At 47.6% G+C, this 26,415-nt stretch carries 24 protein-coding genes, 1 pseudogene and 1 riboswitch; of the genes and pseudogenes, 23 read left to right on the top strand and 2 right to left on the bottom strand.

Annotated features, from left to right (window positions below):
• Positions 1–92: 92 nt before the first annotated feature.
• From EYS13_RS10055 to EYS13_RS10045, 3 genes are all read left to right on the top strand, one after another.
• Complete coding sequence (locus EYS13_RS10055; protein ID WP_227762208.1) at positions 93–1,379, top strand: metallophosphoesterase family protein; 1,287 nt, start codon at positions 93–95, stop codon at positions 1,377–1,379.
• Positions 1,369–4,413: an AAA family ATPase gene (locus EYS13_RS10050; RefSeq protein WP_227762207.1), complete on the top strand. Its 3,045-nt coding sequence runs from the start codon at positions 1,369–1,371 to the stop codon at positions 4,411–4,413. Before EYS13_RS10055 ends, EYS13_RS10050 begins: the two co-directional genes overlap by 11 nt.
• 171 nt (positions 4,414–4,584) lie before the next feature.
• Complete coding sequence (locus EYS13_RS10045; RefSeq protein ID WP_227762205.1) at positions 4,585–5,931, top strand: CCA tRNA nucleotidyltransferase; 1,347 nt, start codon at positions 4,585–4,587, stop codon at positions 5,929–5,931.
• 286 nt (positions 5,932–6,217) lie between these two features.
• On the opposite strand, the gene EYS13_RS10040 is transcribed toward EYS13_RS10045, so the two are convergent.
• On the bottom strand, positions 6,218–6,766 hold the full coding sequence (locus EYS13_RS10040) for a folate family ECF transporter S component (protein WP_227762204.1): 549 nt from the start codon (positions 6,764–6,766) through the stop codon (positions 6,218–6,220).
• Between the two features lie 120 nt (positions 6,767–6,886).
• Positions 6,887–6,985: riboswitch (THF riboswitch) on the bottom strand.
• Between the two features lie 324 nt (positions 6,986–7,309).
• On the opposite strand from EYS13_RS10040, the gene EYS13_RS10035 reads away from it, so the two are divergent.
• The 7 genes and pseudogenes from EYS13_RS10035 to EYS13_RS10005 all read left to right on the top strand — a co-directional run bounded on the left by EYS13_RS10035 (position 7,310) and on the right by EYS13_RS10005 (position 15,491).
• On the top strand, positions 7,310–9,202 hold the full coding sequence (locus EYS13_RS10035) for a sigma-54-dependent Fis family transcriptional regulator (protein ID WP_227762203.1): 1,893 nt from the start codon (positions 7,310–7,312) through the stop codon (positions 9,200–9,202).
• Positions 9,203–9,366: 164 nt separating this feature from the next.
• Entirely contained in the window at positions 9,367–9,672 is a 306-nt protein-coding gene (locus tag EYS13_RS10030; RefSeq protein ID WP_227762202.1) for a UxaA family hydrolase, read from the top strand.
• A gap of 1 nt (position 9,673) precedes the next feature.
• Positions 9,674–10,831, top strand: coding sequence for a UxaA family hydrolase (locus EYS13_RS10025; RefSeq protein ID WP_227762201.1), 1,158 nt, complete (start codon positions 9,674–9,676; stop codon positions 10,829–10,831).
• 52 nt (positions 10,832–10,883) lie between these two features.
• On the top strand, positions 10,884–11,861 hold the full coding sequence (locus EYS13_RS10020; RefSeq protein ID WP_227762200.1) for a 2-keto-3-deoxygluconate permease: 978 nt from the start codon (positions 10,884–10,886) through the stop codon (positions 11,859–11,861).
• A 51-nt stretch (positions 11,862–11,912) separates the two neighbouring features.
• Positions 11,913–13,235 (top strand): four-carbon acid sugar kinase family protein, encoded by a 1,323-nt coding sequence (locus EYS13_RS10015; protein ID WP_227762199.1) that lies wholly within the window; start codon positions 11,913–11,915, stop codon positions 13,233–13,235.
• Between the two features lie 19 nt (positions 13,236–13,254).
• Positions 13,255–14,217 (top strand): 4-hydroxythreonine-4-phosphate dehydrogenase PdxA, encoded by a 963-nt coding sequence (gene pdxA, locus EYS13_RS10010; protein ID WP_423055341.1) that lies wholly within the window; start codon positions 13,255–13,257, stop codon positions 14,215–14,217.
• 226 nt (positions 14,218–14,443) lie between these two features.
• Positions 14,444–15,491: pseudogene (locus EYS13_RS10005) on the top strand (IS30 family transposase).
• 305 nt (positions 15,492–15,796) lie between these two features.
• Here the strand turns inward: EYS13_RS10005 and EYS13_RS10000 are convergent.
• Positions 15,797–16,123: a hypothetical protein gene (locus tag EYS13_RS10000; protein ID WP_227762195.1), complete on the bottom strand. Its 327-nt coding sequence runs from the start codon at positions 16,121–16,123 to the stop codon at positions 15,797–15,799.
• A gap of 256 nt (positions 16,124–16,379) precedes the next feature.
• Between EYS13_RS10000 and EYS13_RS09995 the strand changes: the two genes are divergently transcribed.
• The 13 genes from EYS13_RS09995 to EYS13_RS09935 all read left to right on the top strand — a co-directional run bounded on the left by EYS13_RS09995 (position 16,380) and on the right by EYS13_RS09935 (position 26,404).
• Positions 16,380–16,733, top strand: coding sequence for a NifB/NifX family molybdenum-iron cluster-binding protein (locus EYS13_RS09995; RefSeq protein WP_227762194.1), 354 nt, complete (start codon positions 16,380–16,382; stop codon positions 16,731–16,733).
• 176 nt (positions 16,734–16,909) lie between these two features.
• A complete protein-coding gene (locus EYS13_RS09990) occupies positions 16,910–18,508 on the top strand; it encodes a spore germination protein (RefSeq protein ID WP_227762191.1) in 1,599 nt (532 codons plus the stop codon).
• A 31-nt stretch (positions 18,509–18,539) separates the two neighbouring features.
• A complete protein-coding gene (locus EYS13_RS09985) occupies positions 18,540–19,709 on the top strand; it encodes a Ger(x)C family spore germination protein (RefSeq protein WP_227762190.1) in 1,170 nt (389 codons plus the stop codon).
• A gap of 19 nt (positions 19,710–19,728) precedes the next feature.
• Positions 19,729–19,959, top strand: a complete 231-nt coding sequence (locus EYS13_RS09980; protein ID WP_227762189.1) for a hypothetical protein — start codon at positions 19,729–19,731, stop codon at positions 19,957–19,959.
• Between the two features lie 21 nt (positions 19,960–19,980).
• Positions 19,981–21,063 carry a GerAB/ArcD/ProY family transporter gene (locus EYS13_RS09975; protein WP_227762187.1) on the top strand — a complete coding sequence of 361 codons (1,083 nt, stop codon included), beginning with the start codon at positions 19,981–19,983 and terminating at the stop codon, positions 21,061–21,063.
• Between the two features lie 153 nt (positions 21,064–21,216).
• A complete protein-coding gene (locus tag EYS13_RS09970) occupies positions 21,217–21,642 on the top strand; it encodes a MerR family transcriptional regulator (RefSeq protein WP_227762186.1) in 426 nt (141 codons plus the stop codon).
• A 183-nt stretch (positions 21,643–21,825) separates the two neighbouring features.
• Positions 21,826–22,251 carry an iron-sulfur cluster assembly scaffold protein gene (locus tag EYS13_RS09965; RefSeq protein ID WP_227762185.1) on the top strand — a complete coding sequence of 142 codons (426 nt, stop codon included), beginning with the start codon at positions 21,826–21,828 and terminating at the stop codon, positions 22,249–22,251.
• A gap of 19 nt (positions 22,252–22,270) precedes the next feature.
• On the top strand, positions 22,271–22,630 hold the full coding sequence (locus EYS13_RS09960; protein ID WP_227762184.1) for a NifB/NifX family molybdenum-iron cluster-binding protein: 360 nt from the start codon (positions 22,271–22,273) through the stop codon (positions 22,628–22,630).
• Between the two features lie 41 nt (positions 22,631–22,671).
• Positions 22,672–23,043 carry a NifB/NifX family molybdenum-iron cluster-binding protein gene (locus EYS13_RS09955; RefSeq protein WP_227762183.1) on the top strand — a complete coding sequence of 124 codons (372 nt, stop codon included), beginning with the start codon at positions 22,672–22,674 and terminating at the stop codon, positions 23,041–23,043.
• Positions 23,024–23,914, top strand: a complete 891-nt coding sequence (locus EYS13_RS09950) for an ATP-binding protein (protein ID WP_227762182.1) — start codon at positions 23,024–23,026, stop codon at positions 23,912–23,914. Before EYS13_RS09955 ends, EYS13_RS09950 begins: the two co-directional genes overlap by 20 nt.
• The gene (locus tag EYS13_RS09945; RefSeq protein WP_227762181.1) at positions 23,911–24,789 is read left to right on the top strand and encodes an ATP-binding protein; all 879 of its coding nucleotides are present in this window, start codon (positions 23,911–23,913) and stop codon (positions 24,787–24,789) included. Before EYS13_RS09950 ends, EYS13_RS09945 begins: the two co-directional genes overlap by 4 nt.
• 24 nt (positions 24,790–24,813) lie before the next feature.
• Positions 24,814–25,566 (top strand): Mrp/NBP35 family ATP-binding protein, encoded by a 753-nt coding sequence (locus tag EYS13_RS09940; RefSeq protein WP_227762179.1) that lies wholly within the window; start codon positions 24,814–24,816, stop codon positions 25,564–25,566.
• A gap of 478 nt (positions 25,567–26,044) precedes the next feature.
• Positions 26,045–26,404 carry a DUF5320 domain-containing protein gene (locus EYS13_RS09935; RefSeq protein ID WP_227762177.1) on the top strand — a complete coding sequence of 120 codons (360 nt, stop codon included), beginning with the start codon at positions 26,045–26,047 and terminating at the stop codon, positions 26,402–26,404.
• Positions 26,405–26,415 lie beyond the last annotated feature (11 nt).

Raw genomic sequence — 26,415 nt, 5'->3', positions numbered from 1 at the left:
TCATATGCACGCTAAAAGTGCGGTATACCTTGATGGAAAAATTGTACAAACAGTTAAATGCAATAAATATCCAGAAGTGGGTGTAATCAAGCATGAAACAGGTAAGTTTTGTGCACTGCAGCGACCTGCACCTGGGTTGCCAGCAGTTTAATGAAATCCAGCGTTGGCACGATTTTGGCGCTGCCTTTGCCCAGGTGATAGATTATGCCGTCGCGGCCAAAGTTGATTTTATGCTCATTGGTGGCGACTTGTTTCACCACCGCAGCGTGAATGCCCCTACCCTGGCCCAGGCCATCTCGGGCTTAGCACGTCTGAAGTCAGCCGGAATTGAGGCTATCGCTATTGAAGGAAACCACGATAAAGCATTTTACCTTGAAAGAGATTCCTGGATGAGTTTTCTTAACAACCAGGGGTATCTCCGCCTGCTCAGGCCGGTTTTCCGGGAAAGCGGGCTGGAGCTGGCCCCTTATGACGGTGGAATTGGCTCTGTGCTGGAGGAAAAAGGCCTGCGGATTATCGGGCTTGGCTACCTGGGAGCCACTACCCGGCAGCGGCTGGAGGAAATTGCGGAAAAAATTAAAGCCTCGGAAAATTTTACAATAGTTATGCTCCATGCGGCGGTGGATAAGCTCCTGGGGCAGGATTTAGCCGGAGTTAAGGGGGAAGTCTTTGAAAAATTCCGGGGAAAAGTGGACTACTTTGCCCTGGGTCATATTCACAGCCGCCAGGAACTGGGGGAATTGGTGTTTAACCCCGGCGCACCGGAATGCGTGCACCTGGATGAAGCAAAAGAGGGCAATGAAAAAGGCTTTTATCATGTTACTGTGGTCGGAAAGGAAAAAAGGGTTAACTTTATACCCAGCAAACGCCGCGATGTGCGCCGCTACCCGTTGGATTTGACCGGTCTGACTGAACCGGGACAGGTTACTGCTAAAGTATTGCAGCTGTTAGAGGATTCAGACCTGCGGGATTTGGACAGACCTATTGCCCAGATTAACCTCTACGGCGCTATAGCTTTTAATTCCTTTGCCATTGATACTAATGACCTGGCGGAAAAAGTAAAAGAACGGTTTGGTTGCCTCCTGGTGGAAGTGCTGAACAATGCCAATCTGCCCCAATTGGATACGGGGGCGGAATTCACCGGTTTTGACCGGAACTTGATTGAGCGGCATGTGCTCACCGCAATGCTGGCGGAAGACAAGCCGGAACTGAAAGAAGTGGCTGATCAGGTGGTTGAGCTCATGCTGCGGGTGAAAAACGATGCCCTGGCAGGGGTGGATGAAACAGAAATTATTTCCGCCGTAGAAAAGCTGCTGGAGAAGCTGCCTCTTCCTGAGGCGGCAGCAGGGAAAGACAGGAGTAAAGGCCATGAAGATTAAACGGCTGCGCTTACAGAATATCAAGAGCTATCAGGACCAGACCATCACTTTTTACGACGGCGTGAACTTCATTTCCGGGGTTAACGGGGCCGGCAAATCAACCATTATCGAGAGCATTGGATATGCCCTTTTTGACTGTAAGCCGGGCACGCTGGCTGAATTTGTCCGTTATGGCGCCAAAACAGGGATTATAACCGTGGAGTTTGAAGCCGGCGATGGCTGTCTGTACAAAGTGGTGCGGAAGCTGGGCAGCGTTTCATCCTGGATAGTGTACGACGGGGAATCAGGGGCGGAGATCGATTTACATGGTGCCTCGGACATTAAACCCTGGCTGAAAGACTCCCTTGGTATCGAGCAGGAGCAGGACTTGGCCCAGCTTTTCAATGATGTAGTAGGCGTAAGCCAGGGGACCTTCACTGCACCTTTCCTGGAAACGCCGGCCAACCGCAAGCAGAAATTCAATAAAATGCTCAAAGTGGAAGCCTTCAATGAAGCCTATAGCAAAACCAGGGAAGTGGTGGCTGCCATTAACCGTATGATTGGGGAACAGGAAAAGATCAAGGTGCGGTTGGAAGAACGGGTGGCGGATTATGAGCGAGTCAAAGCGGAAGCGGAGGTACTCACTCCTTTGATTGAGGAATTGCAGCAGCAGGTAAAGGTGAAAAAGGACAACCTGGCGGTGAAAATAAAGGAAAGGGATGCCCTGCGAAAAACTAAAATTGAACTGGAGCATATTTTAAAAAAGGCCGACATTACCAAAATTGAACTGGAAAACATAGAGAAAAGGCTTGGTGAGTTGCAGGGGAATTTGGTAAAAGCGATGGAAGCAGCCCAAAAAACAGCTGCGGCGCAAGCCGGCTACCGGGCATATTTGGTTGCGCAAAAGGAACTGGCAGAGCTGGAGCAAAAACGGGAGGCAAGGGACCAGTTGACCAAAAGACTGGCCGATCTGACTGCCGAACTTAAAGCCAGAGAAGCTGCCCTGGAAGCAGAGGAAAAAGCATTGCAAGGGCAGTTGCAGGAGACTGCTAAAGCTGCAGCGGATAAATTAAAACAGCTGCAGGAAAAGGAAGCCCAGGTAGAGGAGGCCCGGGCTAAAAACGAGGAACTTATTGCGCTCAGCTCTTGCCTGGAAAGTTTCCAGCAGCAGCTCAAGTCAGGAGACAAGAAATCAGCTGAGCTTGCCGAGACCAGGCGCAGAATCAATGATGGCCTGGCAAAATGGACTGAGCTTAAAGCCAGGATCGCTGAAACTTTGCAGAAATTAGCCCATGAAGCAGAGGTCCGAAAAGAAGCCGAGGGCATTAAAGTTCTGGAAAAAGAACTGGAGGCCAGGCGCATTGCATTGGCTTCGCTGGAGCAAAAGCTGCATACTCTGGAGGAAAACCAGAGGAATACGGCTGGCGGTCAGTGCCCATTTTTGCATTCACCCTGCCAGAACGTAGGCGGCGATTTAAGCAAATATTTTGCGGAGCAAATCAAGGACGTAAAGCGGCAAATAGAGGCAGAAAACAGGCAGGCGGGCGAGCTGGCGGATGCTATTGCCAGGGGACAGTACATAATCCAGGCGCTGGAGAACCTGCAAAAAGAGCAAGCCGCTTTGCAGCACCTGAAGGATGAGCAGGTAAAATACCTGGAGGCTTTTCGCATTTATTTTCAGAGGTCAATTAAAGAAGACTTGGCGGAAACTTCCAGACACCTGCTGGAGCAGAGCCGGATCGTGCTGGAAAAAGTTGCGGCTAAGGTTAGCAAAGATATTTCTCCTTTGCCGGAAGCAAGGTTAGATGGAGCAGAGGGGGAAGTGGAAAGGGCCTGGGCAGATTATGTCAGCTCTGTCAGCTCATTAGGCCAAGTCGAAGAGGACAGCCTCAACAGGCTGGTGCAACTACTTGACCTGGTTCTGGAAAAAACTGAAATGTTTTACCAGACAGTTGTAAGTTTTTACCAGGAAATAAACGGGGCAACAGTTGAGGAAGGTAAGGTGCGTTCAGCAGCTTTAGGGCAACTGTTAGGGGAACAGCAGGCACTGCAAAAACAGCTGGCTGATTTAGACAATAAATTGGCGGAGTTGGAAAAGCAGCGCCAAATTTTACAGGAAGCAGCGCGGGGAATCGAAAAACTAAAACTGGAACAGCATACCACTGAGCAGGTGCTTTTAAATTACCAGGAAGTTGACGCCGAGATTAAAGCCAGACAAGCTGTACTTGCCTCTAACCAGGCGGCTTATGAAACCTATATGCAGCACCGGGAAGAAGCCGAAAGAGTGGCTGGTATAAAGGCCCAGCTGGAGGCGGAAAGTCGGCTGTTACAGGAAAAGCAGGAGTTATATGAGGGTTTGAATTCTAAAATCCAGGTGCTCTCCGCTAATTTTAGGGAAGAGACGCTGGTTGAACTGGAAAAGACGTTAGAAGAGCTGCAAATCGAGCTGGCTAAAGCCGAACAGCTTTTACTGGAAAGAGGAAAAGCGCTGCAAGAGCTGCAGCAAAAGCTTCTGGCCATGGAAATGGCGAAAGAAGAAATGGCTGCAATTACAGCCAGGATTGGAAAATACCAGGCAGTCAAAGAACTGCTGGAATATATCCGCAGCGTGTTCAACCGTGCCGGGGAACGGGTGGCTGCCGTTTACCGGGAATACCTGGCCCACGAAGCCAACCGCTTATACCGTGAAGTTGCCAAAGAGAATGTAACCCTGGAATGGAGGGAAGATTACGAACTGGTATTAGCCGACAGTCACCAGGGCCGGAAACGGGAGCGAAGCTTCAGGCAGCTCTCCGGAGGGGAGCAGATGACGGCCGCTTTGGCTGTACGCCTGGCCCTGTTGGGACAGCTGGCAAGGGTTAAACTTGGTTTCTTCGATGAGCCTACCACCAATTTGGACGTGGATCGCCGCGGCAACCTGGCCCAAATCATTCCCCGGATCACCGGTGACTTTGATCAGCTGTTCGTCATCAGCCACGATGATTCCTTTGACGCAATGACCGATAACATCATCCAGCTGCAGAAGGACCAGGGGGAAGGTACTAAGCTGGCATGAAGTTAGTCTTAAGTCCATGGTCGTTAGTAGTCAGTTTTGGGTTATTTGCCAGTTGCTTCTTCTCATTATTATGAGCTACAATGAATATAGTTCCTTTCAAGTTCAGTCCTGCAATCTTAATGGTTAGCAGGACTTATTGTATTTAAAAATAAAATTATGAGGGAAAAGACAATGGAGATCCCACAAGGGGTATTTGAGACAGTTAAAAAACTGCAGGAAGCGGGCTACGAGGCATATCTCGTGGGCGGGGCCGTGCGGGACGTTCTCTTGGGGCTTACCCCCCAGGACTGGGATGTGGCTACTTCCGCCCTGCCTCAGGATGTAATGCGCCTCTTTCCCAAAACAGTGCCCACCGGCCTCAAGTTTGGCACTGTCACAGTCATAGCGGAGATGCCGATTGAAGTGACCGCTTTCCGCCGGGAAGGCCGCTATCTTGACGGACGAAAGCCCTCTGAGGTCCGGTTGGGGGTGACGCTGCTGGAAGATCTCTCCCGGCGGGATTTCACTGTCAACGCTATTGCCTTCGATCCCGTCACCGGGCAATATGTCGATCCTTTCCGCGGGATGGAGGATTTAGCCAACGGACGGGTGAAAATTAAAACCGTGGGTGAACCTCACCGGGTTTTTCGGGATGATGCCTTGCGCCTCCTCAGGGCATTCAGCCTATTTGCCAAATTGCATTATCACGTTGCAGAAATTGATATTGCCGAAGATACTATAAGCGCCATTCGGCAGGAAGCAGAAAGCATCAGGAGGATTTCTGCCGAAAGAATTCAAATGGAACTGAATAAAATTATTACTTCTGCCATACCTCATATATGTTTGGAACGGATGGCAACAGTCGGACTTTTGCAGCAGATTTTACCGGAACTATATAACAGCAGAGGCATTGGGCAGCAAGGCTTGGGGGAAGATGCTTTTAATTACAGTTTAAGCGTAATGAGTTATACCAGCCCAAAGCTCGAACTGCGACTGGCCGCCCTGCTGCATAGGGCTGCTCATTTCCGGTGTTCGCCAACATCCGACTTCCAGGGGGTATGCTGTGCTGCGGAGAGCGCTGCACTAGCTAGAGACATTCTGGCCAGGCTGAAATACTCGAATCATACTATCGCCACAGTAACCCATCTGATAGCCAATCAGCTGTCCGCTTTCCCCGCTCGTATGCCTGAGGTGCGCAGGTTGGTAAGGAAAGTTGGCCAAGAGCACATCTCCGCTCTCCTGGAGTTGGAAAAGGCAAAGCTTCTTGCGGCAGGGGGCAGGGGATTAGAGGATTGGGAGCTGCTGGTCAAAAGAGTAGAGCAAGTGATGGCGAGCGGGGATGCCCTTACAGTTCAGGAACTGCAAATTAGAGGCAGTGATATTATTAAAACGCTGGGCATCGGTCCAGGCCCCGAAGTAGGACGGATTTTAAATCGACTGTTGGATATGGTGCTGGACAGGCCGCAGCTGAATGAGCGGGATGCGCTCCTGTCTATCGCTCAAAAACTAAAAGATGGTGAAGGAGACCGGAGGATGTAAAAACAAACTCTGGCCAAATACGCCGATGATACCTGAAAAGGCTTCCTGGTGGTAAGCCTCAGACCGTCGACAAACTCTTATCAGCCCGCATGTATTATGGAGCGGGACTGGTTTCCTCTAGGCTGGCGGCTTTGCCAAAGGTCAACGCGTAGGAGCTTATTAATTGGGGACATCCCTCAGCTAAAGCGAACAACATGCATAAGAGGTGTGTCCCCTGACCGCTGCTCGAAATAATACATGTGGGCTTTGTCTACAAGCTGAGGCTTCCTGGTGGAAGCCTTTGATGTTAAAACTTTATGGAGTATGAAGAAAACTGGTTGATCAACACCCGGTAGATGCCCATCACGATGTTCAAAGAAATAATTTGGATGGGGATGAGAATGAGTTCTTTTAAAATGCGCATTGGCAAAATGACTAAAAATGCTTTGCCGTATAAAATTTGCAGCCAGTAGGTGTTGATTACCGTGACTAACAGCGAAGTCACAGCCACTGCTATGCTGAGCTTAATGATTTTGTGGTTTTCATTTGCCTTAAACAGCCGGTAAATGATTACAGGCAGTGCGCCGCTTAAAGCGGTAGTCACTGTAAAGCCGGGAAACCATGGGCCGTAGGCGTGAAACTTTACCAGATAGCCCAGGATATCTGTCAAAGCCCCAACGATTGCCCCTGCTGCCGGACCAAATACAAAACCGGCAAGCATAATAGGTAAATAGGCAAACGTAATCTTCAAGCCGTTGATGCCTGCAATGGGAATCATAACCCCCAGCATGCTGAGGAGCACTGCAATTGCCAACAGCAGTGCTAAATGGGTTAAAACGTGAGCCTTTTTAAGCATGTCAATCTATCTCCTTTAATCTAGTTTCCAAAAGCACAGTCAAAAAAAACAAACAAACCTCCTTTCCCCCTTATTCGGCCAGCGCCACATAAGAGAGAAAGCAGGTTTCCTCTCCAATGCGACAGCGGACGCAGTATACCACCGCAAACAAATAATTGTTTTTCGTCCAAGGGCAACTTCCCATCCCTTTGGCACTTAACGCGGCATACCTACTCTGTCTTATTTTGACTGTATCTGTAGTATATGATAAAAAAGAATTTTTGTATAGAAAAAATTTTTATTATTCTAGTAAAATCAAGTGCTTAGTATTTTTCCTTTTTTCTAACTTTGCTGATGCAACGGAGATAGTCTTCACCAAGGTTAGCTATAGACTGACCCCTGAAAAAATAATATCATATAAAGAAAGAATATTAAGATAAGTGGTACCCCTTCAACCTTTCCAAACGCCACAAAACATTTGTCCCAATCTCTGCCTGGTTTTTTGTCCTAGAAATGGAGACAACAATTACAGGTAAAGCGGTAAAGCACCGGGGGTGGTAAATCGTGAAAAAGCAGGAAATAGTCTTTATCGCACCCTATGATAAGTTGGCTGGTCTGGTGGAAGAAGTTTGCTTGGAAATCAAACTGCCAGTTCGGGTGTTGGTAGGCAATCTGGAGGAAGGAGTCCGGGTAGCCCGGCAAGTGGTAGGGGAAGGGGCCGAGGTGATTATCAGCAGGGGTGGCACAGCTTCCCTGATTATGCAGGCAGTAGATGTCCCCGTAGTGGAAGTGCATGTCACCAGCTTTGATATTCTCAACTGCTTCTCCCAACTACAAAACCTTACCGGTACAATAGGATTGGTGGGGTTTGGCAACGTGGTTTACGGGTGTGAAAATATCGGCCGCATTTTCGGGTTGAAGCTAAAACAGCTGACCATAGGTTGTATAGACGAAGCAGAGGCTAAAGTGGCCGAAGCAGCTCAAGCCGGCATTAGGCATATTATCGGCGATACTATTGCGGTTAATAAGGCGCGGGAATTGGGCTTAAACGGTTATTTGGTGGAATCGGGAAAAGAAGCGATTGCCAAAGCTGTTTTTGAAGCACAGCGGGTGGCGCTGGTGCGCCGCCAGGAGCGGGAAAAAGCTGAGCGCATCAAAATTATCCTGGACAGCATCAATGATGGTTTGATAGCTATCGACGAACAGGAAAGGATTACGATGATCAATCCTGCAGCGGAGCGGATTTTCGGCTTGCGGACTGACCAGGTTATCGGTAAGCAGGTTAAGGATGTGATTCCTAATACCAAATTACCGGAGATCCTGAAATCGGGCGAAGCGGAAGTGGGTGAAATCCAAGATATCGGCAGTACCAGGATCGCCACCAGCCGCATCCCGATTATGGTAAAAAATGAGGTTGTAGGGGCTATTGCCACCTTTCAAGATATTACGGAGTTGCAGCACTATGAACAAATTATCAGGAGCAAACTGCACAAAAAAGGGTTGGTGGCCAGGACTAAGCTTGAACAAATTATAACTGCCAGCCCCTTGATGCAAGATACCCTGGCTAAAGCCCGGAAATTCGCAGCAGTAGAATCTACTGTGCTGATTACGGGTGAGTCTGGAACGGGTAAAGAACTCATCGCCCAGGGTATCCACAATGCCAGCCAGCGTAAGAACGGGCCTTTTGTAGCTGTCAATTGCGCTGCCATGCCCGAGAATTTACTTGAGAGCGAACTTTTTGGTTATGAGGAGGGCGCTTTTACGGGAGCCCGCAAAGGGGGCAAACAGGGATTGTTTGAACTGGCCCACAAAGGGACCTTATTCCTGGATGAAATTGGTGAAATGCCGTTGGCTTTACAGTCCCGCTTGCTGCGTGTGCTGCAGGAAAAGGAAGTGATGCGCCTTGGAGCCGATTATCTCATCCCTGTGGATGTACGCGTTGTTGCAGCTACCAATCGCGATCTCTATGAATCAGTAGCCGAAGGAAATTTCCGCCAGGACCTTTTTTACCGTTTAAACATTTTGAATTTGCAGTTACCCAGTTTGCGGGAGCGAAAAGGGGACATACCGGTACTGGCTAAGTATTTCCTGAACAAATTTCAGCACCTGAATCCGCTGGTTACAGGTTTTGCTCCCGAGGCTTTGGAGGTTTTGAGCAACTATGCGTACCCGGGCAATGTCCGGGAACTGGAAAACATGGTGGAGAAGTTGGTTATCCTGAGTGCTGAAGAAATAATCAGCGCTGCTGCTGTTGAGAATGTGCTGGCAGAAATCCCCTGGCGTTCGAGCAGGATATCAGGGCAGATCATGCTGGAAGGGACATTGCAGGAGATAGAATCCCGCATAATTCTCCAAGTGTGGGAAGAGGAACACCATAATCAAAGCGCAGCGGCCAGGCGTCTGGGCATTGATCGCTCTACCCTGTGGCGCAAGCTGCAACAATTAGGTGTTGCATAATCAAACAGGTGTTGCATATTGCAACACCTGATTTATTTTTACTTTCTGAATACTTTAGCTAATCAGGAGATTTGAGCCGCGTAAATAAAGCCTCCAAATAATTTTTATTTTTAGTTCTGTTATGGCATGATTTTTGCTATGCAGAACGGCGGGAGGTGGAAAATTTGAGTAGACAAGCAGTTGTGGCCAATGCCAAGGACAATGTGGCGACAGCCGTGGCTGACATCGCAGCTGGAACAAAGGTTACGCTGGACGTGGCCGGTAAAACAGTTGAGCTAGTTGTCAGCGATGCAGTGCCTTTCGCTCACAAGTTTGCCTTGACAGCTATTGAGGCAGGGACCGACGTCATCAAATATGGCGAAAGTATCGGCCAGGCTACGGTAAATATTGCTCCAGGGCAATACGTGCACATTCATAACGTAGAAAGCAAAAGAGGCCGTGGGGACTGGGACAAGGAGGAGAAAAATTAGTATGAAATTCTTAGGTTATAGACGTGGCAATGGTCAGGTAGGAATTCGCAATCATGTAATTATTTTACCTTCGACAGTATGCGCCAGTGAAACGGCTGTCAAGATAGCCGCCCAGGTAGGAGGGACTGTAGCATTGCCACACCAGCACGGGTGCTGTCAAATCGGCGCAGACCATGAGCAGACAGTTCGAACCCTTATTGGTTTGGGGAAAAACCCCAATGTGGCTGCCTGCTTGGTAGTAGGCCTAGGGTGTGAAGGGGTGCCTGCCAAGGAGGTGGCTGAAGCTATTGCTTCTACCGGAAAGCCCACAGAGGTAATCACCATTCAGGAGTGCCGGGGTACCCTACGTACCATTGAACAAGGGGTGCGCATCGCCCGTAAAATGGTCCAGGAAGTAGCCACGTACCAGCGTGAAGAAATTGATGTATCAGAACTGGTCTTAGGGATTGAATGTGGAGGTTCTGATGCCACCAGTGGCATTGCTGCCAACCCGGCAGTGGGACATGCCTCTGACCTGCTCCTGGCAGCAGGAGGCACAGCTATGCTGTCGGAGACTACTGAGCTAATCGGGGCAGAACATGTCTTGGCTCGCAGGGCAGTTACCCCGGAAGTGGGCGAGAAGCTCCTGGAGATTGTCCGGAGATGCGAGGAACGGGCAAAGAGCCTGGGTGTTGATATTCGCGGCGGCCAGCCCACACCGGGTAACATTCAGGGCGGGGTGATCACTATCGAAGAGAAATCCCTGGGGTGTATTTATAAGGCCGGGACTGCCCCCATCCAGGGCGTGCTGGAATACGGGGAAATCCCGCAAGGCAAGGGTTTCTATGTGATGGACACTCCCGGACAAGATATAGAAAGTATCACCGGAATGCTGGCCGGTGGAGCACAGATCATTTTGTTTACAACCGGCAGGGGTACCCCCACGGGTTCGCCGATTGCTCCTGTTATCAAAGTAACGGGGAATGCTAATACTTTTGAGATTCTGGAGGATAACATAGATTTAAGCGCTGCCGGGATTGTTGCCGGTACAGCAACAATTCAGGAGGTAGGCGAGAAGATTTTTGCAGAGCTACTGGCCGTAGCAGGCGGCAAGCCTACCAAAGCGGAGATTTTGGGACATCACGAATTCGGCATCTACAAAATTGCTCCTACATTTTAATTAAGTTGGACAAAGGAACACTTTGCAATCTTATTAAGCTAGGAGGAGAATTATGAAGATAAAGCAAGCCATTGAACGGGTTCCAGGCGGAATGATGGTTGTGCCGCTCTTGTTGGGGGCGTTAATTAACACTGTGGCGCCAGCCTCTCTGGAAATCGGGGGATTTACCACTGCCCTCTTCAAGAAAGGCGCATTACCCCTAATCGGATTGTTCCTCTTTTGTATGGGCGCCCAGCTGCGCTTTTCGGCAGCTCCTAAAGCCCTGAAAAAAGGTGTGGTCATCACTTTATCCAAATATGCAATTGGGGTAGCTATCGGGTTGGGTGTTGCCAAATTTATGGGTCCAAACGGACTGTTCGGGTTAGTGCCATTAGCAATTATTGCCGGTATGACCAACTCCAACGGAGGCATGTATGTAGCTTTGACTGGGGAATATGGCGACAGTACTGACGTAGGAGCCGTGTCTATTTTATCTTTGAATGACGGTCCCTTCTTCACCATGATGGCATTAGGCGCTTCCGGCTTGGCCAATATCCCCTTTATGGCTTTTGTAGCGGTATTGGTGCCAATTGCTATAGGTATGATTCTGGGTAACCTGGACGAAGAAATGCGTAAATTTTTGGCGCAAGGGGAACGTTTACTCATTCCTTTTTTTGCCTTTGCTTTAGGAGCTGGTTTAGATTTTGCAACCGTCTTTCAAGCTGGTTTCCCAGGAATACTGCTGGGTGTGATGACCGCAGTTCTTACCGGCTTTGGCGGTATGTTTTTCCTCCGTTTGACCGGGGAAAAGAATGTAATTGCCGGAGCTGCTGAGGCTTCTACTGCCGGAAATGCTGTAGCTACTCCTGCCGCCATTGCTGCGGTAGACCCATCCTATGCCGCGATTGCCGGTATTGCTACGGCCCAGGTAGCTGCTTCCACTATCACCACGGCAATCCTTTGTCCTCTTTTGGTGGTAATGGTGGACCGCTGGCAAAAGAGCCGGGGCATCTTGCCCAAGCAGCTTGAATCAGAAGCCTCTGCTCTATAAGACAAAAAGAAGGCCAGTCCTGGACTGGTCTTCAAAATTTGAGGTGACAACATGGTTAGGATTGGCATTATCGCCGATGACTTGACAGGAGCCAACGATACAGGAGTACAGTTTACTAAATACGGGCTGACAACTGCAGTTTATTTCTCCCCCAAAGGACTGGCCAACCAGGAACTGGCCGATCTGGCGGTGGTGGATACTGACAGCCGTTCGCTCCCGGCAGATGAGGCGTACCGGGTCGTTCGTGAAGCTGCCAGGGTAATGCGGGAACAGGGATACAATATTATCTATAAAAAGGTAGACTCTACTTTAAGGGGTAACCTGGGGGCAGAAATCGATGCTGTGCTGGATGAGTTTGCTTTCCCCCTGGCGGTAATTGCCCCCGCTTATCCGAAAAACGGGAGGGAAACTCTAAACGGGCATCACTACCTGCACCATGTGCTGCTGCACCTGACGGAAATCAGCCGGGATGCTAAATTTCCTGTCACTAAATCCTCCATCGGGGAGATTTTGCAAGAGCAGTCCCGCCGTTCAGCTGGATTGATCTCCCTGGAGCATATCCGCAGTGGAGCGGAAGCCGTTATTCGGCAGGCGCAAAAGCTTTACGAAAAGGGGTATCAGCTTCTGGTGTGCGATGCACAGAAGGATGAAGATTTGTCGGTTGTCGCAGAGGCAATGGCAACCTGGCCTGGCAGGATCCTCTGGGTTGGCTCGGCGGGTCTGGCTGATTTTTTGCCAGCCCAGGTAGGTCTACATCAGTCCTGTGTCGCAGGACCGGCTATACCCCAAGCTAACGGTGATGACCGCAGGGTTTTGCTCATTGCGGGAAGCATGAGCGAAGTAACCCGCCGCCAGGTGCAACTGGCAGGCCAAAATGAACGCACTTTCTCCATCGGCCTGGAACCCGCGGCACTGGCTTTGGGGGAGGAATCAAGTAAACAGGAAATTGAGCGTTGTTTGCGTTTGGGGAAGTTGGCCCTGGCGTCAGATTGCGATGTGGCGCTATATGCCCGTACCGATTCTAATAAAGTCGAAGAAAGCCAGCAGCTGGCCCTTGCCCGGGGTATGACTATATCCCAGTTAAGCCAAATGATTGCCGGGACATTGGCAGAAATAGGGCGGCAGTTTGTTGCAAGCGGAGCGATTAAAGGATTGGTATTGACGGGGGGCGACACAGCTATAGCTGTTTGCCGGGCATTAGGAGCCACAGGGGTCAAGCTGGTCAGGGAGCTGGAGCCAGGGATACCCGGGGGTAGCCTCCTAGGAACAGCGCTACCTTTACAAGTGGTGACCAAGGCAGGTGCCTTTGGTTCAGAACAAGCTTTAAAAATAGCCATGGATTATCTCAGGAAGGGTGAGTACCATAGAGACTAGACCTTTAGTGGCCCTTACCATGGGTGACGGGGCAGGAGTAGGCCCGGAAATAATTGTAAAAGCATTAGCTGATAGGGAAGTGTACCGGCAGGTGCGCCCCCTGGTCATTGGTGACTTAAAAGTTTTGGCACGGGCCAGAAGTTTTGTTTCCGGGGTAACACCTGACTTGCGCAGCTGCCGGAATCCGGGAGAAGCTCACTACCTGCCGGGAACTATCGATGTTATAGACCTGGATAACCTGACAGCAGACCTGATTCCAGGGCAAGTGCAGGCCCGGGCGGGAAAAGCGGCTTATGAATATATTGCCAAGGCAGTGGAACTGGCTCTTGCAGGGCAAGTAGATGCTGTTTGTACCGCTCCTTTAAATAAAGAAGCATTGCATTTAGCCGGATATAGCTTCCCCGGACATACGGAAATCCTGGCTCACCTTTCTGGGACCAGCGACTATGCTATGCTCCTGGCGGGCGGGCCGTTAAGGGTGATTCACGTTACTACCCATGTGGGTTTGCAGGAGGCTTGTAACAGGATTACAACTTCCCGGGTATTGACGGTAATCAAACTGGCCCACCAGGTGCTGGTTAAAGTTCTCCCCCAGACTCCCCGGATTGCAGTAGCGGGACTGAACCCCCATGCGGGAGAAGGCGGCTTGTTTGGCAGGGAAGAAATCGAAGCAATCATCCCGGCAGTTCTGGAGGCGCAGGCCATGGGCTATGAGGTTACTGGACCGGTACCGCCGGATACAGTGTTCTGGAAAGCTGTTCAGGGCCAGTACGACATTGTGGTAGCAATGTACCATGATCAGGGACATATTCCTGTAAAACTGTTAGGCTTTGAAACAGGAGTCAATGTAACCGTAGGCTTGCCGTTTATTCGCACTTCTGTGGATCACGGTACAGCTTTCGATATTGCGGGCACAGGACAGGCTGATCCCCGCAGTTTACTGGAAGCTCTTAAGCTGGCAGGACAGTTAACGGGAAAATAAATAATTGAAAACTATACAGCCCGCTTCTCGCGGGCTTTTTTGGCTATCCAGAAAGTGTAAATTTGGGTAAAAGGAAAAAACTGTCAGGAACCAAAAAGAAAAATGTTTTTTTGGTTCATTGTAAAATTAAATGCAACAGGTAAAATACAGTAAAAAAATAAACAACCATAGTGAGAAATCATGTATGATTTAGGTGTCTACTCCAAACATACAGGAGGTCTCTACTATGGCTGTTCAATCCAAGTCTACCACAACTGTACGTTCTTTTAAACACCTAAGTGTTTTTGAACGAGGTCAGATTGCCGCTCTCTTAAAAGAAGGTAAAACTCAACGTTTATATTGCTAACAAGTTAGGTCGCTCACCAAGTACAATTAGTCGCGAAATTAAAAGAGGAACCACAATTCAAAGGCGTTCGGATTTATCAACTTATGAAGAATATTTTCCCGAAACTGGACAGGCAATATATAAGAAAAACCGTATGAACTGTGGGGCAAAGTGCAAGCTGGCTCAGGTTGAAGATTTTCTGAAATTTGCAGAAGATAAGATACTGCACGAAAAATGGTCGCCAGATGCAGTTGCCGGTTCTTGCAAACGAGATCCTAAATGGCAAGATGCTACCATTGTCTGCACCAAAACTTTGTATAGTTACATAGACCAAGGGTTGCTAACAGTCCGAAATATTGATTTAAGCCTTAAACTTAGATTAAAGCCTAAAAGTAAAAGGGTTCGTCAGAACAAACGCATCATGGGAATAAGTATTGACCAAAGACCAGAAGAAGTACAACAACGCCAAACTTTTGGTCATTGGGAAATTGATACTGTAGTAGGTAAACGAGCAAATGATTCAGTTATTTTAACCCTAACTGAACGAAAAACCCGCCACGAGCTGTTATTTCTCTTGGATACAAAAGACAGTAATGCTGTTAATAATGCACTTTTAGAGCTTAAGAATTACTACGGTGAGCAAATTTCCAACGTATTTCGTACTATTACAGCAGACAACGGTTCCGAATTTAGTGAGCTATCCGAAACCATGAAACCATTAGGAATTGAAGTTTACTTTTCTCATCCTTATTCCTCCTGGGAACGAGGAACCAATGAACGTCATAATGGGCTTCTACGCCGTTTTGTACCTAAAGGAAAAGCCATTAAGGAATTTTCAGCAGCAACGATAGAGCGCATACAGCACTGGCTAAATAAGCTTCCACGTAAAATATTAGGTTATAAAACGCCAGAAGAATGTTTCCGTGAGGAGCTATCCAAAATAGCTTAAGCCCTCCTTCTTGGGGGATTATAGAGCTCATTTGATGGTAGTCAAGGGTAAAGACTTCGTCTTGCCTAGCGGCAACCCTTGACAACCCTCTGCATTCGCTCAATAAAGTAGCCAAGAAGGGCTTAAAGATGATATTATTCTTTAAAACCTAAAATCATGATGATTTTCACTAGAGGTGTTGCATTTAATATTGCAATTTAGAAAAAATGTTTTTTTCAATATTTTCGGGTATTACGAAAACATCATGTTGCCTCCAAAGAGAAAGTAACAAGAAAAAATGGCTGAATAACCAGCCATTTTTCTTGTTACTTTCTTCTGGTATATGTACCATGCAGGCCATATTTTTCAGAGAGTTTTGCACATATCCTCAGCGCTTCGCGCTGTGCTTTTTCCACGTCTATAATGCCTTCTTCGTCCATTGCCCTGTCTCTTGTAACAAAACAGGTGCCGTAAACTATTGCCTCATTCAACGCCACGTCAAAAGCACTTGATTCAACTTTTACAAATATACCTGCCAAGTAAAAGCCTTGTTCGGGCAAGTAAGGGCTTTCCACTTCAAATACGTAATCAATATTGTCTTTAGAGTTTAAATTATTGCTGCATAAGAAATTAATGTGATATTTTACCTTCATGTCTTACCACCCCTACAGCAGTATTTTTGATTTAAGTATATCATGTAAAATTTTCCTATTAAAGTAAATAGCAAATAAAATATACTGTAAGGAGAATACATTTCTTATCTTTACTCTGAGAAAGTTTGATAGTTATGCTAAAAAGTATTTCCAAAGCACCCGGGAATATGGTATGTATATAACATACAGGGAGAAAGGAAGATTTTTAGACATGACAACAAAATTAATAGCCATACCTTCCGTCCTACCGGGGGGGATGAACTCAAAAAGGTCGGGACATTTTGGGATGTGTGATGTATTTACTCTTATAAGTATACAAGATGGGCAGGTAGCAGGCGTTCAGATCGTTGAGAACACGGAAACGGGGGATTTGCAGTGCCAAGCGCCGGTGGAAATGCTGTTAACCAAAGGAGTAGATACTTTAATTGTCAATAACCTTGGACAAAAGCCTTTCAGCCTACTTAAAGCAGCGGGTGTGGAAGTGCTGCTGGGCCGGGGGCTGACCGTCAAGGCTGTCGTGGATAATTATTTGGCCGGCAGGTTAGAGCCTTTGACGGAGGAGTACGTATGTGAAGGCCAGGAACACCCCTATGGCTATTGTCAAGCATAACTTAAGCGTATATCACCAGGCACTCGGAACATCAACTTGACAACTTTTAACTGTTTTTCAAATGCCCGTCCGGGATTTTGACTATCCCGGCGGTTTTTTTATAGCTTTAAACTGTATAAATTTTTGCCTGTCTTTGGAATACTACTTAAAAAATACCACCGGGTGTATGTTCTGCCATGAAAAAGATTTTCAGAAGTTTTTACTATCGTTATTTAAGGCCTGGGAAAAAACAACAGGCCCGCGGGGAAAGTAAAGAAAAACAAAAGTTGTCTTCCAATCTGCATGCAAACCTGGCTATGGTGAGGGAAACGCTGGGAAACAGCAATGATGTTGTTATCCGTCATGTGAAAACAGGAATTGATAAGGCAGAGGCTTTTCTGTTATATATTGACGGTATGGTAGACAATTCTTTTGTGGCTGAAAATATAATCAAGCCGCTGATATACGGCAAACATATTTCCGGTCAGGAACTTTCTGTTTTCCTGGCGGACAGGATGCTGCAAATAATCAGGGAATCAATCCTGACAGCCGGGGAAGTAAAGGATTATTCTGATTTGGATTTGGTTTTGCAGCGGGTGCTTTCCGGTGATACGGCCCTGTTTGTCGCAGGTATGGATAAAGCGTACGTTATCAGCACCAGAGGTTTTGAAACCAGGGGGATAAATGAGCCGGATACTGAATCGGTTGTCAGGGGACCCAGAGAAGGTTTTACCGAAGTTTTGAGGATTAATACATCCCTGTTAAGAAGAAAAATAAAAAGCCCGGATTTGCGGTTTGAACAATTAACCGTCGGGAAACAGACCAAGACTGAGATTTGCATAGCTTATGTTAAAGGGATCTGCAATGAAAAAATTGTGGAAGAGGTGAGAAGGAGGCTGGCACAAATTGATACCGATGCCATCCTTGAGTCAGGTTACATTGAAGCATTTATAGAAGATGCGCCGTTTTCTCCCTTTTCTACCGTAGGCAATACGGAAAAGCCGGATATTGCAGCAGCCAAAATGTTGGAGGGAAGAGTGGCCGTTATTGTGGACGGCACGCCTGTTGTGCTGACTGTGCCCCACTTGTTTATAGAGGCGTTTCAGAGCAGTGAAGACTACTATTCCCGGCCCTACTATGTGACTTTGGTACGGTGGTTCAGGTATCTGGCCTTTTTTCTCACCGTTTATTTGCCGTCACTGTATATAGCGGTAACAACCTTCCATCAGGAAATGCTGCCCACACCCCTGCTGATTACCATGGCTGCGGCCAGGGAAGGCACCCCTTTTCCTGCCCTAGTGGAGGCCTTAATTATGGGCATTATTTTTGAGCTGCTTAGAGAAGCAGGGGTCCGGATGCCCAGGTCCATCGGCCAAGCTGTCAGCATTGTGGGGGCATTGGTGATCGGCGAAGCTGCCGTTTCTGCCGGGCTCATTGGAGCTCCCATGGTCATAATAGTGGCCTTGACGGCCATTGCGTCCTTTGTTGTGCCTCCCAGGATTGATGCGGCAGCAGTGCTCCGCTTGTCATTTACTATATTTGCAGGGATTGCGGGTTTTTACGGCTTGATGCTGGGGACGCTGGCCGTGGGGATACATCTTGTCTCCCTGCGCTCCTTCGGAGTACCCTATTTATCTCCTCTGGCGCCCCTTACCATCAGCGATTTGAAAGACGTAGTGGTCAGGGCCCCGTTATGGTCCATGCTGACCAGGCCCAGGACAATCTGGTCCCAAAACCGGCGGCGGCAGGGTTACCCCCTTAAACCTCTCCCTCCCCCTGCCGAAGAAAAACAGTAGTTTTTTATCTTTGTTTTCAGAGGTGCTTGGGTTGTATAAAAAAGCGTTGTGTATTTGTCTGGTGACAATGTTGCTTTTTACGTCTGGCTGTTGGAGCAGGAAGGAACTGAATGAGATAGCCATTGTGCTGGGGGCGGCAGTGGACAAGGGCAGTGACGGGCAGGTGGAAATAACGGTCCAAATAGCCAAACCGTCCCAAATGTCTATTGCAGCTGCCGGTGGTAAGAGCGGAGGAAGTACGGGTAGAGGTGAGGGTGCCCAGGTCTTGTCCAGTCAAGGGAAAACAGTTTTTGATGCGGTGCGTAATTTTGTGTCCATAACCAGCAGGAAGCTGTTTTGGAGCCATAACCAGGTCCTTATTTTTGGAGAAGAGGCAGCCAGGCAGGGGATAGGCCAGATGCTGGACTGGTTTGAACGGGACCATGAGCCCAGGGCGCGGGTCTGGGTGCTGGCCGCCAGGGGCGAAGCTAAAGATATTCTTAAGATACCAGGTTTGATAGAACCTGTGTCTGCCCTGGGCATCAGCGATGCAGTCAGGGCTGCAGTTGCTTTAAGCAAGTCTGACCAGGTGAATTTGCATGATTTTCTCTCACAATACAGCAGCATGGCAACCAGCGCCGCGATGCCGAGGATTGAGCTCTTTGCCGCTGAGGGCGGACCTAAATTCAGGATTTCTGGCATGGCAGTCTTTAAAAAGGATAAACTGACAGGCTGGCTTGATGGAACGGCTGCCCGTGGTCTGCTCTGGGTCCGGGGCAGGGTTGAAAGCGGTATTCTGGTGGTCAAGATCCCCGGTTCGGAAAAAGGAGAGTTAAGCCTCGAAATAATCAAGGCCAAGAGCAAAATCAAGCCGGAGTTTGTGGAAGGGCGGCCTATCGTTACTGTAGAGATTGAGGAGGAGGGGAACATAGGAGAGGAAACAGTCCCGGTGGATTTAAGCAAGCCTGATATGATTGCAGCTATTGAGAAAAAACAGGCAGAAGCAATCGCCGGGGAAATAAAGGCAGCTCTGAAATTTGCCCGGATCCACAAAGCGGATATTTTTGGTTTTGGGGAAGAATTTCACCGCAAATTTCCCAAAGCGTGGGCGGAAATGAAGGACAGATGGGAGGAAGAGATTCCGGAACTGCCGGTGAAGCTAAAAATTACAACCAAAATCCGCAGGATCGGCGACAAAACCATATCGACCTCCCCGAAGTAAAAAGCATAGGAGAAGACGTATGAACATAGTCTGGCTGGTACTTGCTTTTATAGCCATGGCACTGTTGGAGGTGCCACGTCTCTTGAAAAATAAGAGTTATAAGGAACTGACGGTCTTTGCAGTTTTTTGGTGTTTCAGTTTTACCCTGGCGTTGCTGGAGGTGCTGGGAATCAGGCTGCCCAACCCTTCCAAAGGGATTGAGTTTTTAGTAAGGCGAGTTACGGAGATCAAATTCGGTTATATTCGATGAGACAGGAGACAGTGGAACAGAATGCAGGAAAAGGGAAAGATCAGCAGTTTTCAGCTATATTGCCTGATGTTCAATTTTCTTATAGGCAGTACGATAATTATGCAGTCGTTGACGGCTGCAGGCAGAGATACATGGATCTCAGAAATATTGGCAGTCCTGGCCGGTGCTGTCATGGTCCTGGTGTACAAAAGACTGGCTTGCATATTCCCAAATATGACGTTAATCCAATACAGTCAGGTAATCTTTGGAAAATATGTCGGAAAACTTATAGCAATTATCTACCTCTGGTTTTTTCTGCATTTAGGGGTGCTGGTGCTGCGCAATTTCGGCGAATTTTTAACCAACCTTGTTATGCCGGAAACACCTATCTGGTTTTTCCATGTGACCCTTGTGCTGGTTTGTGCCTGGTTTATCTGCTGCGGCCTGGAAATTATGGGCAGGACAAGCGAACTGATTTTCCCGGTGAATATGCTGTTAATATTTCTGACAATAATTTTGGTTGCCCTTTCACAGGTAATGGACATGAAAAATTTTTTGCCGTTTCTGGAACACGGGACGGCAAACATCCTAAAAGGGGCCTTTGCCAGGGCCTCTTTTCCCTATCTGGAAACAGTCCTTTTTACGATGCTTTTTCCTTTTGTAAACACTGTCAAGAACAGCAAAAAAGCTGCTCTCTGGGCGGTTTTCAGTGCCGGGGCTGTTTTGCTTGCTTTATTGCTCCAGGATATCTCGGTCTTTGGGGAAAACCTGGCCACTTTTAGTTTCCCCCGGTATGCTGTGATCAGATTGATCTCTGTGGGCAATTTTCTGGACAGAATCGACCCTGTGGTGATTGCCGTATGGATCACGACAGCTTTGGTAAAGGTTGGGGTTTGCTTGTATGCTTTTGTGCTGGGCTTAGCCCAGATTTTGGGCATGAAAGACTATAAGCCGCTGACTAAACCTGCTGCGGCCCTAATGGCTGTTTTGTCCATCCTGGTCTATGAAAATACCTATGAGATGCTTGATTTTGCCATAAATATCTGGCCTGTCTATGCATTCCCCTTTGAAGTCGGCTTGCCGTTGCTGATGCTGGTTTTAGTAAGCTGGAGACGGCTTTTTTAATACCTGTCACCAAACTGCTCACTCTGTTTTATTTTTAAATTTGCAGAATATATTCAATTACTATTAGTAGATATGTTAAAATAACAATGAAACGTCAATGATATATTGCATGAAAATCAATTGCTGCAGCAACTATGAAAGAGTGGTGGTTATATGCAGGCGGATGCTAATTACCCTATGTATACAATAGGCGTGGTCTCCCAACTTTTGGGAGTTCATCAGGAAACCCTGCGGATTTGGGAAAGAAACGGGCTGGTGACTCCTTCCCGTAAGAACAACCAGCGCCTTTATTCGCAAAATGATTTAAAAAGATTGCAGTTTATTAAAACTTTGTTGGATGACAAAGGACTCAACCTGGCAGGAGTCAGGCAGATGATCGAGTTTTATCCCTGTTGGTGGAAGGAGAACTGTAAAGGGGGCAGGGCAAAAGATTCCGATGCTTATGTAAACCCTGCTAAACCTTGCTGGAAAGAAGAAGGGACTTATTGTTTCACACCGCTGGATAAAGCTGATTTTTGCCAGGGCTGCAGCTTTTGCGCCCAGTGCCCTGAAGACTGCAAGTTCAGGAAAAAAGAGTAGCCTCCCAAAAGGAGGCTGTTTTTTTTGTCTTTTGTAATATGACTACATATTTATTTCGCTTCAAAATATAATACCGGAATAACTTGATAATAACATTAGTAGGTTATATAATATAAATACAGTTATATATACTAATCTAAGTTTTAGGTAAGCTTTTACAAATATATTTTGTTGCGAGGTGACATGATGGTTGAAGAACAGGATTATGAACAAGTTTTAATGGAATACAGCCAAAATGTGCTTGAACATTTTTTAAACCCCAGGAATGTGGGCAGGATAGAAGCTCCTGATGCAGCAGCCAAAGTAGGCGATCCTGGCTGCGGCGACTATATTGAGCTCTTTCTTCGCATGGAAGGAAATAAAATCGCTGAAATCAAATACCTGGTCTTTGGTTGCGCCGGGGCTATTTCCACCAGTTCAGCTCTTACGGAACTGGCTAAAGGGAAGAGCGTTGCAGAGGCTTTGGAAATCACAGATGACGATGTTATTGACTACTTGGGGGGGATTCCCGAACGCAAAAAGCATTGTTCACTTCTTGGAGTGAAGGCTCTGCATTCAGCTATTAAAGCATATCAACAAAAAATGAAGTTTGTGCAAAAAACCAGTTAGCTCTAGAGGAGGTGAGAAGATGAAAATAGCTGTTTCCGCCCAGGGACCTGGTTTGGAAGCGGAAGTTGACCCAAGGTTCGGTCGGGCCCGCTGGTTGGTAATTTATGATTCTGAAACGGGCGAGGTAGAAAGTATTAATAATTCGCAAAACTTCAATGCTGCGCAGGGAGCCGGAATTAAAGCGGCAGAGCTGGTGGCGGATAGGGGGTGCGCGGTTGTCCTAACAGGTCATCTGGGTCCTAAAGCGTTTGATGTATTAAAAAAGGCGGGAATTAAGGGTTATAACAATGCTGCCGGAAAAGTAAAAGAAGCAGTAGCCGCTTTTCAAAACGGCAAGCTGCAAGAAGTGATGGAAGCTGATGTGGAAGGTCATTGGTAAGATATTTTGTTAAATAGCAAGTTCAGAAAGGGGAAGAAAAAATGTCCAAACGCAGAATAGCAGTACCTTCAATGGTTCCGGGCGGCCTTGATGCTCATCGGTCAGGCCATTTTGGCAGATGTGATGTTTTTACGTTAATAGATATTGAAAACGGTAAGGTTGTCAACGTAGATGTTATTAACAACGTAGAACATACTGAAGGGGGCTGTCTGGTTCCTGTAAACTTATTGGCGGGTCATAAAGTAGACGCAATTGTGGTGAGCGGCATGGGCATGAGGCCTTTGATGGGTTTCAGGGCGGCAGGCATCGACGTTTTGATTGGCCAAGGGGTGACTGTGAGGGAGGCGGTCAATGGTTACACTGCCGGAACGCTTCAACCTATGACGGAAGACTATGTGTGCGGCGGCCACTAAAAAGCACCCGGTAATTGCTGTGGCCAGCGGCAAGGGTGGTACCGGCAAAACCACTTTTGCCGTTAATTTAGCCTCTGCACTGGACGGGCAAGTCAAATATATCGATGCCGATGTTGAAGAACCAAACGGACATATTTTCCTTAAACCTGAGATCACTCAAGAACACACCGTACGGGTGATGGTGCCGGAGGTAGACCCCAAGCTTTGCAACGGCTGTGGTGAGTGCCGCAAAGTTTGTAATTTCAACGCTTTGATCGTACTCAAAAAAAATGTGATGCTGTTTCCCGAACTTTGCCACAGTTGTGGAGCTTGCCTCCTGGTATGCCCGCAAAAAGCATTGCTGGAGGGAAGCCGGGCTGTAGGAAAAATCAGCATGGGAGAAGCAGGAGACATAAGTTTTGTCGAAGGCAGACTAAACGAAGGCGAGGCTAAGTCGCCGCCTGTGATTAAAGCTCTGCGCCGATTCGTTAGCAGAGATAGGGTTACTATTATTGATGTCGCCCCCGGCAGTTCCTGCCCGGTGATCGAGGGGGTACGGCTCAGCGACTTTGTAGTGCTGGTTACGGAACCGACACCATTTGGGCTGCACGACTTGGTGTTAGCTGTAGGGATGGTAAAAAGACTTGGTTTGCCTCACGGGGTAGTGCTGAACCGGGCAGACTTGGGAGATAAAGAAGTAGAGAGATACTGTGCTAAGGAAGGCCTACCGGTTTTGATGCAGATACCTTTTGACCCTCAGATTGCTTCTCTCTGTTCCCAGGGGAAACTTTTAGTGCCCGAGTTTCCGGAGCTAAAGTCGGAATTTTTGGCATGCTATGATGCCATTCAAACAATTTTAGCCGGGCAAAGCAGTAAGGGGCTTGAGCAATGAAAGAAGTGGCGATTATCAGCGGTAAAGGCGGCACAGGCAAAACCACAGTGACTGCTGCCCTGGCCGAATTGTGGAAAAACAAGATTTTGGTGGACTGTGATGTGGATGCAGCTAATTTGCACCTGGTCTTAAAACCAAAGGTAGTGAGCAGTACCGATTTTTATAGCGGGTACAAAGCAGTGCTTAACACGGAACTTTGCAGCCGCTGCGGGGCTTGCCGCAGGGTATGCCGTTTTGAGGCTATCAGTGCTGATTTTTCTATTGATGATTTGTCATGTACCGGCTGCGGCGCCTGCACCCTGGTTTGTCCTAAGGAAGCCATTGCTTTACACAGCAACTTGGCAGGCAAATGGTTTATATCTGAAACTGCTCAGGGACCAATGGTTCATGCTGAATTGGGGATTGCGGAAGATAATTCAGGAAAGCTGGTAGCCCAAATTCGTTCTGTTGCCAAGGAACTTGCCAAGGAGCAAGGTTGCGGCACTATTCTGATTGATGGTCCTCCCGGTATCGGCTGCCCGGTCATTTCGGCGGTTTCCGGGGTGGATTTGGTTTTGGTAGTTACCGAGCCTACTCTCTCCGGCCTGCATGACCTGGGGCGTATCTTGACCTTGACTCAAAGCTTTGGAATTAAGTCATTGGTGTGTATCAACAAGTATGACCTTAACCCTGCGCTGACTGATGAGATAAGCAAAGTATGCTCGGCTGGAGACAGCAAGTTGATTGGCAAAATTCCATTCAGCCGCAGTGTAGTCCAGGGGATGGTGAAGGCTCATACCCAGGATTCGTCTCTATTGGAAAATTTGCCGGCGGAATTGCAAAGCAAGCTGAAAGATTTACAAGCCAAGGTGGCTCAGGAATTAGCTGCTTTATAAACTGGAATTGAAAGGTATGGTATTATGGGTGAGGTTAGTCAAAGGAATATTAAGCATGTAATTGCCGTAGCCAGCGGCAAGGGCGGGGTGGGAAAATCTTCAGTTGCCGGTTTAGCTGCCGTAACTTTAGCCCGTATGGGTTATAAGGTGGGGATTATGGATGCAGATATTACCGGCCCAAGTATTCCCAAGATTTTCGGGCTTGTAGGTTCTCCGGCAATGAGTGGGGATTACCTTCTACCCCTCGAGACAAAGCTTGGGATTAAAGTAATGTCTTTAAACCTTCTTCTAAGTAATAACGAACAACCCGTCATCTGGCGGGGTCCGTTAATTGCAAACACAGTTCTGCAGTTTTGGAATGAGGTAGCGTGGGGCGACCTGGATTACTTGCTGGTTGATCTGCCTCCAGGTACGGGGGATGTGCCCTTGACAGTGATGAAGTCCATGCCTTTAAACGGGGTTATTATGGTATCTTCACCACAGGATTTAGCGGGGATGGTTGTAGGAAAGGCTATCAACATGGCCGCTACTTTAGAAATCCCTATCTTGGGCCTGGTGGAAAATATGAGTTTCCTGGTTTGCCCGAAGTGCGGCACAAAGATGGAAATATTCGGACCTAGCCGGGGTGAGGAACTGAGCAAAAGATATAATCTTAGGTTAATAGGCAAATTGCCTGTTGATCCCTTACTGGTTAGCTTATCTGATCGGGGCAGAATAGAAGAATATTCAAGAGATGAAATTTTTAGAAACCTTCCTGATTTGGTACAGAACCTGTAATATAACTTAAAAGCGGCTGCCTGATATTAAGGCATAGCCGCTTTTTTCAAAAACAAATAGCAATATATTATTGCGACTCACCCCCTCCTGACAGGTTCCAACGCTTGTATACCAGGTTATGTGGGCAGCAGAAAATGCTATAGTTAATAGGGCAAATTGAGCTTGTTAAAGTTAGTGCTTAAGATAAAGTGCCTTGGCGAGTCCTCTCAAGTTTCAGGACTTTCCAAGGCCTTATTAAGATCCGGAATAAGCTTTTAATTTACATGCTGGGTAAAACTGTTCTGCTCGGGCGGATGTCATGCCAACCGCGTGGTATTCAAACGGCCATATTAGCAAACCTAATGAAATTGCGTGTATACTGCAAAAGAAAAGAATAGAATGTATGCACAAAAATTTTTTCTAAATAATTGACATATGTCCATAATAGATCTATACTAAAAATGAACATATGACCATAATAAAAAGGGAGGTGTAATAGATGCCGCGTGGTGATGGAACTGGCCCAGCTGGGTTAGGACCAATGACAGGCTGGGGAAGAGGTTATTGTTTAGGCTACAAAGTTAGACCGCAGAGGTATGGGGCGCCATGGTGCAGAGGCGGTGCCGGTAGGGGCTGGCGGTGGCGCAATTGGGCAACATGGTTGTCCGGTGGAAACTCTGCCCCAGGGGAATGGGAAGCTATGTATATGGGCCCTGCAGGGGAACCAGAGAACAAGGAACAGCAATACTCATTCCTGAAGCAACAGGTTGAGTCCATTAAAAACTATTTACAGGACATGGAAAACAGGCTTAAGCAATTAAATTATGATGAGCCGCAAGCTGAGAACGAAGAAAAATAATTGTAAAAAGG

Origin of the sequence: Zhaonella formicivorans (genome assembly GCF_004353525.1) — a bacterium.
GTDB classification, from domain to species: Bacteria; Bacillota; DUOV01; order DUOV01; family Zhaonellaceae; genus Zhaonella; species Zhaonella formicivorans.
The sequence above is the reverse complement of the archived record's forward strand: the minus strand, read 5'-3'. Positions and strand labels throughout refer to the sequence as shown.

Coding starts and splice junctions, on each gene's coding strand:
- EYS13_RS10015 (WP_227762199.1), top strand. CDS start 11,913: ATGGTTAGGATTGGCATTATCGCCGATGACTTGACAGGAGCCAACGAT.
- EYS13_RS10050 (WP_227762207.1), top strand. CDS start 1,369: ATGAAGATTAAACGGCTGCGCTTACAGAATATCAAGAGCTATCAGGAC.
- EYS13_RS10000 (WP_227762195.1), bottom strand. CDS start 16,123: ATGAAGGTAAAATATCACATTAATTTCTTATGCAGCAATAATTTAAAC.
- EYS13_RS10040 (WP_227762204.1), bottom strand. CDS start 6,766: ATGCTTAAAAAGGCTCACGTTTTAACCCATTTAGCACTGCTGTTGGCA.
- EYS13_RS09975 (WP_227762187.1), top strand. CDS start 19,981: ATGCAGGAAAAGGGAAAGATCAGCAGTTTTCAGCTATATTGCCTGATG.
- EYS13_RS10025 (WP_227762201.1), top strand. CDS start 9,674: ATGAAATTCTTAGGTTATAGACGTGGCAATGGTCAGGTAGGAATTCGC.
- EYS13_RS09950 (WP_227762182.1), top strand. CDS start 23,024: ATGTGTGCGGCGGCCACTAAAAAGCACCCGGTAATTGCTGTGGCCAGC.
- EYS13_RS09935 (WP_227762177.1), top strand. CDS start 26,045: ATGCCGCGTGGTGATGGAACTGGCCCAGCTGGGTTAGGACCAATGACA.
- EYS13_RS10020 (WP_227762200.1), top strand. CDS start 10,884: ATGAAGATAAAGCAAGCCATTGAACGGGTTCCAGGCGGAATGATGGTT.
- EYS13_RS09960 (WP_227762184.1), top strand. CDS start 22,271: ATGAAAATAGCTGTTTCCGCCCAGGGACCTGGTTTGGAAGCGGAAGTT.
- EYS13_RS10055 (WP_227762208.1), top strand. CDS start 93: ATGAAACAGGTAAGTTTTGTGCACTGCAGCGACCTGCACCTGGGTTGC.
- EYS13_RS09965 (WP_227762185.1), top strand. CDS start 21,826: ATGATGGTTGAAGAACAGGATTATGAACAAGTTTTAATGGAATACAGC.
- EYS13_RS09940 (WP_227762179.1), top strand. CDS start 24,814: ATGGGTGAGGTTAGTCAAAGGAATATTAAGCATGTAATTGCCGTAGCC.
- EYS13_RS09945 (WP_227762181.1), top strand. CDS start 23,911: ATGAAAGAAGTGGCGATTATCAGCGGTAAAGGCGGCACAGGCAAAACC.
- EYS13_RS10045 (WP_227762205.1), top strand. CDS start 4,585: ATGGAGATCCCACAAGGGGTATTTGAGACAGTTAAAAAACTGCAGGAA.
- pdxA (WP_423055341.1), top strand. CDS start 13,255: ATGGGTGACGGGGCAGGAGTAGGCCCGGAAATAATTGTAAAAGCATTA.
- EYS13_RS09990 (WP_227762191.1), top strand. CDS start 16,910: ATGAAAAAGATTTTCAGAAGTTTTTACTATCGTTATTTAAGGCCTGGG.
- EYS13_RS09955 (WP_227762183.1), top strand. CDS start 22,672: ATGTCCAAACGCAGAATAGCAGTACCTTCAATGGTTCCGGGCGGCCTT.
- EYS13_RS09970 (WP_227762186.1), top strand. CDS start 21,217: ATGCAGGCGGATGCTAATTACCCTATGTATACAATAGGCGTGGTCTCC.
- EYS13_RS09995 (WP_227762194.1), top strand. CDS start 16,380: ATGAACTCAAAAAGGTCGGGACATTTTGGGATGTGTGATGTATTTACT.
- EYS13_RS09980 (WP_227762189.1), top strand. CDS start 19,729: ATGAACATAGTCTGGCTGGTACTTGCTTTTATAGCCATGGCACTGTTG.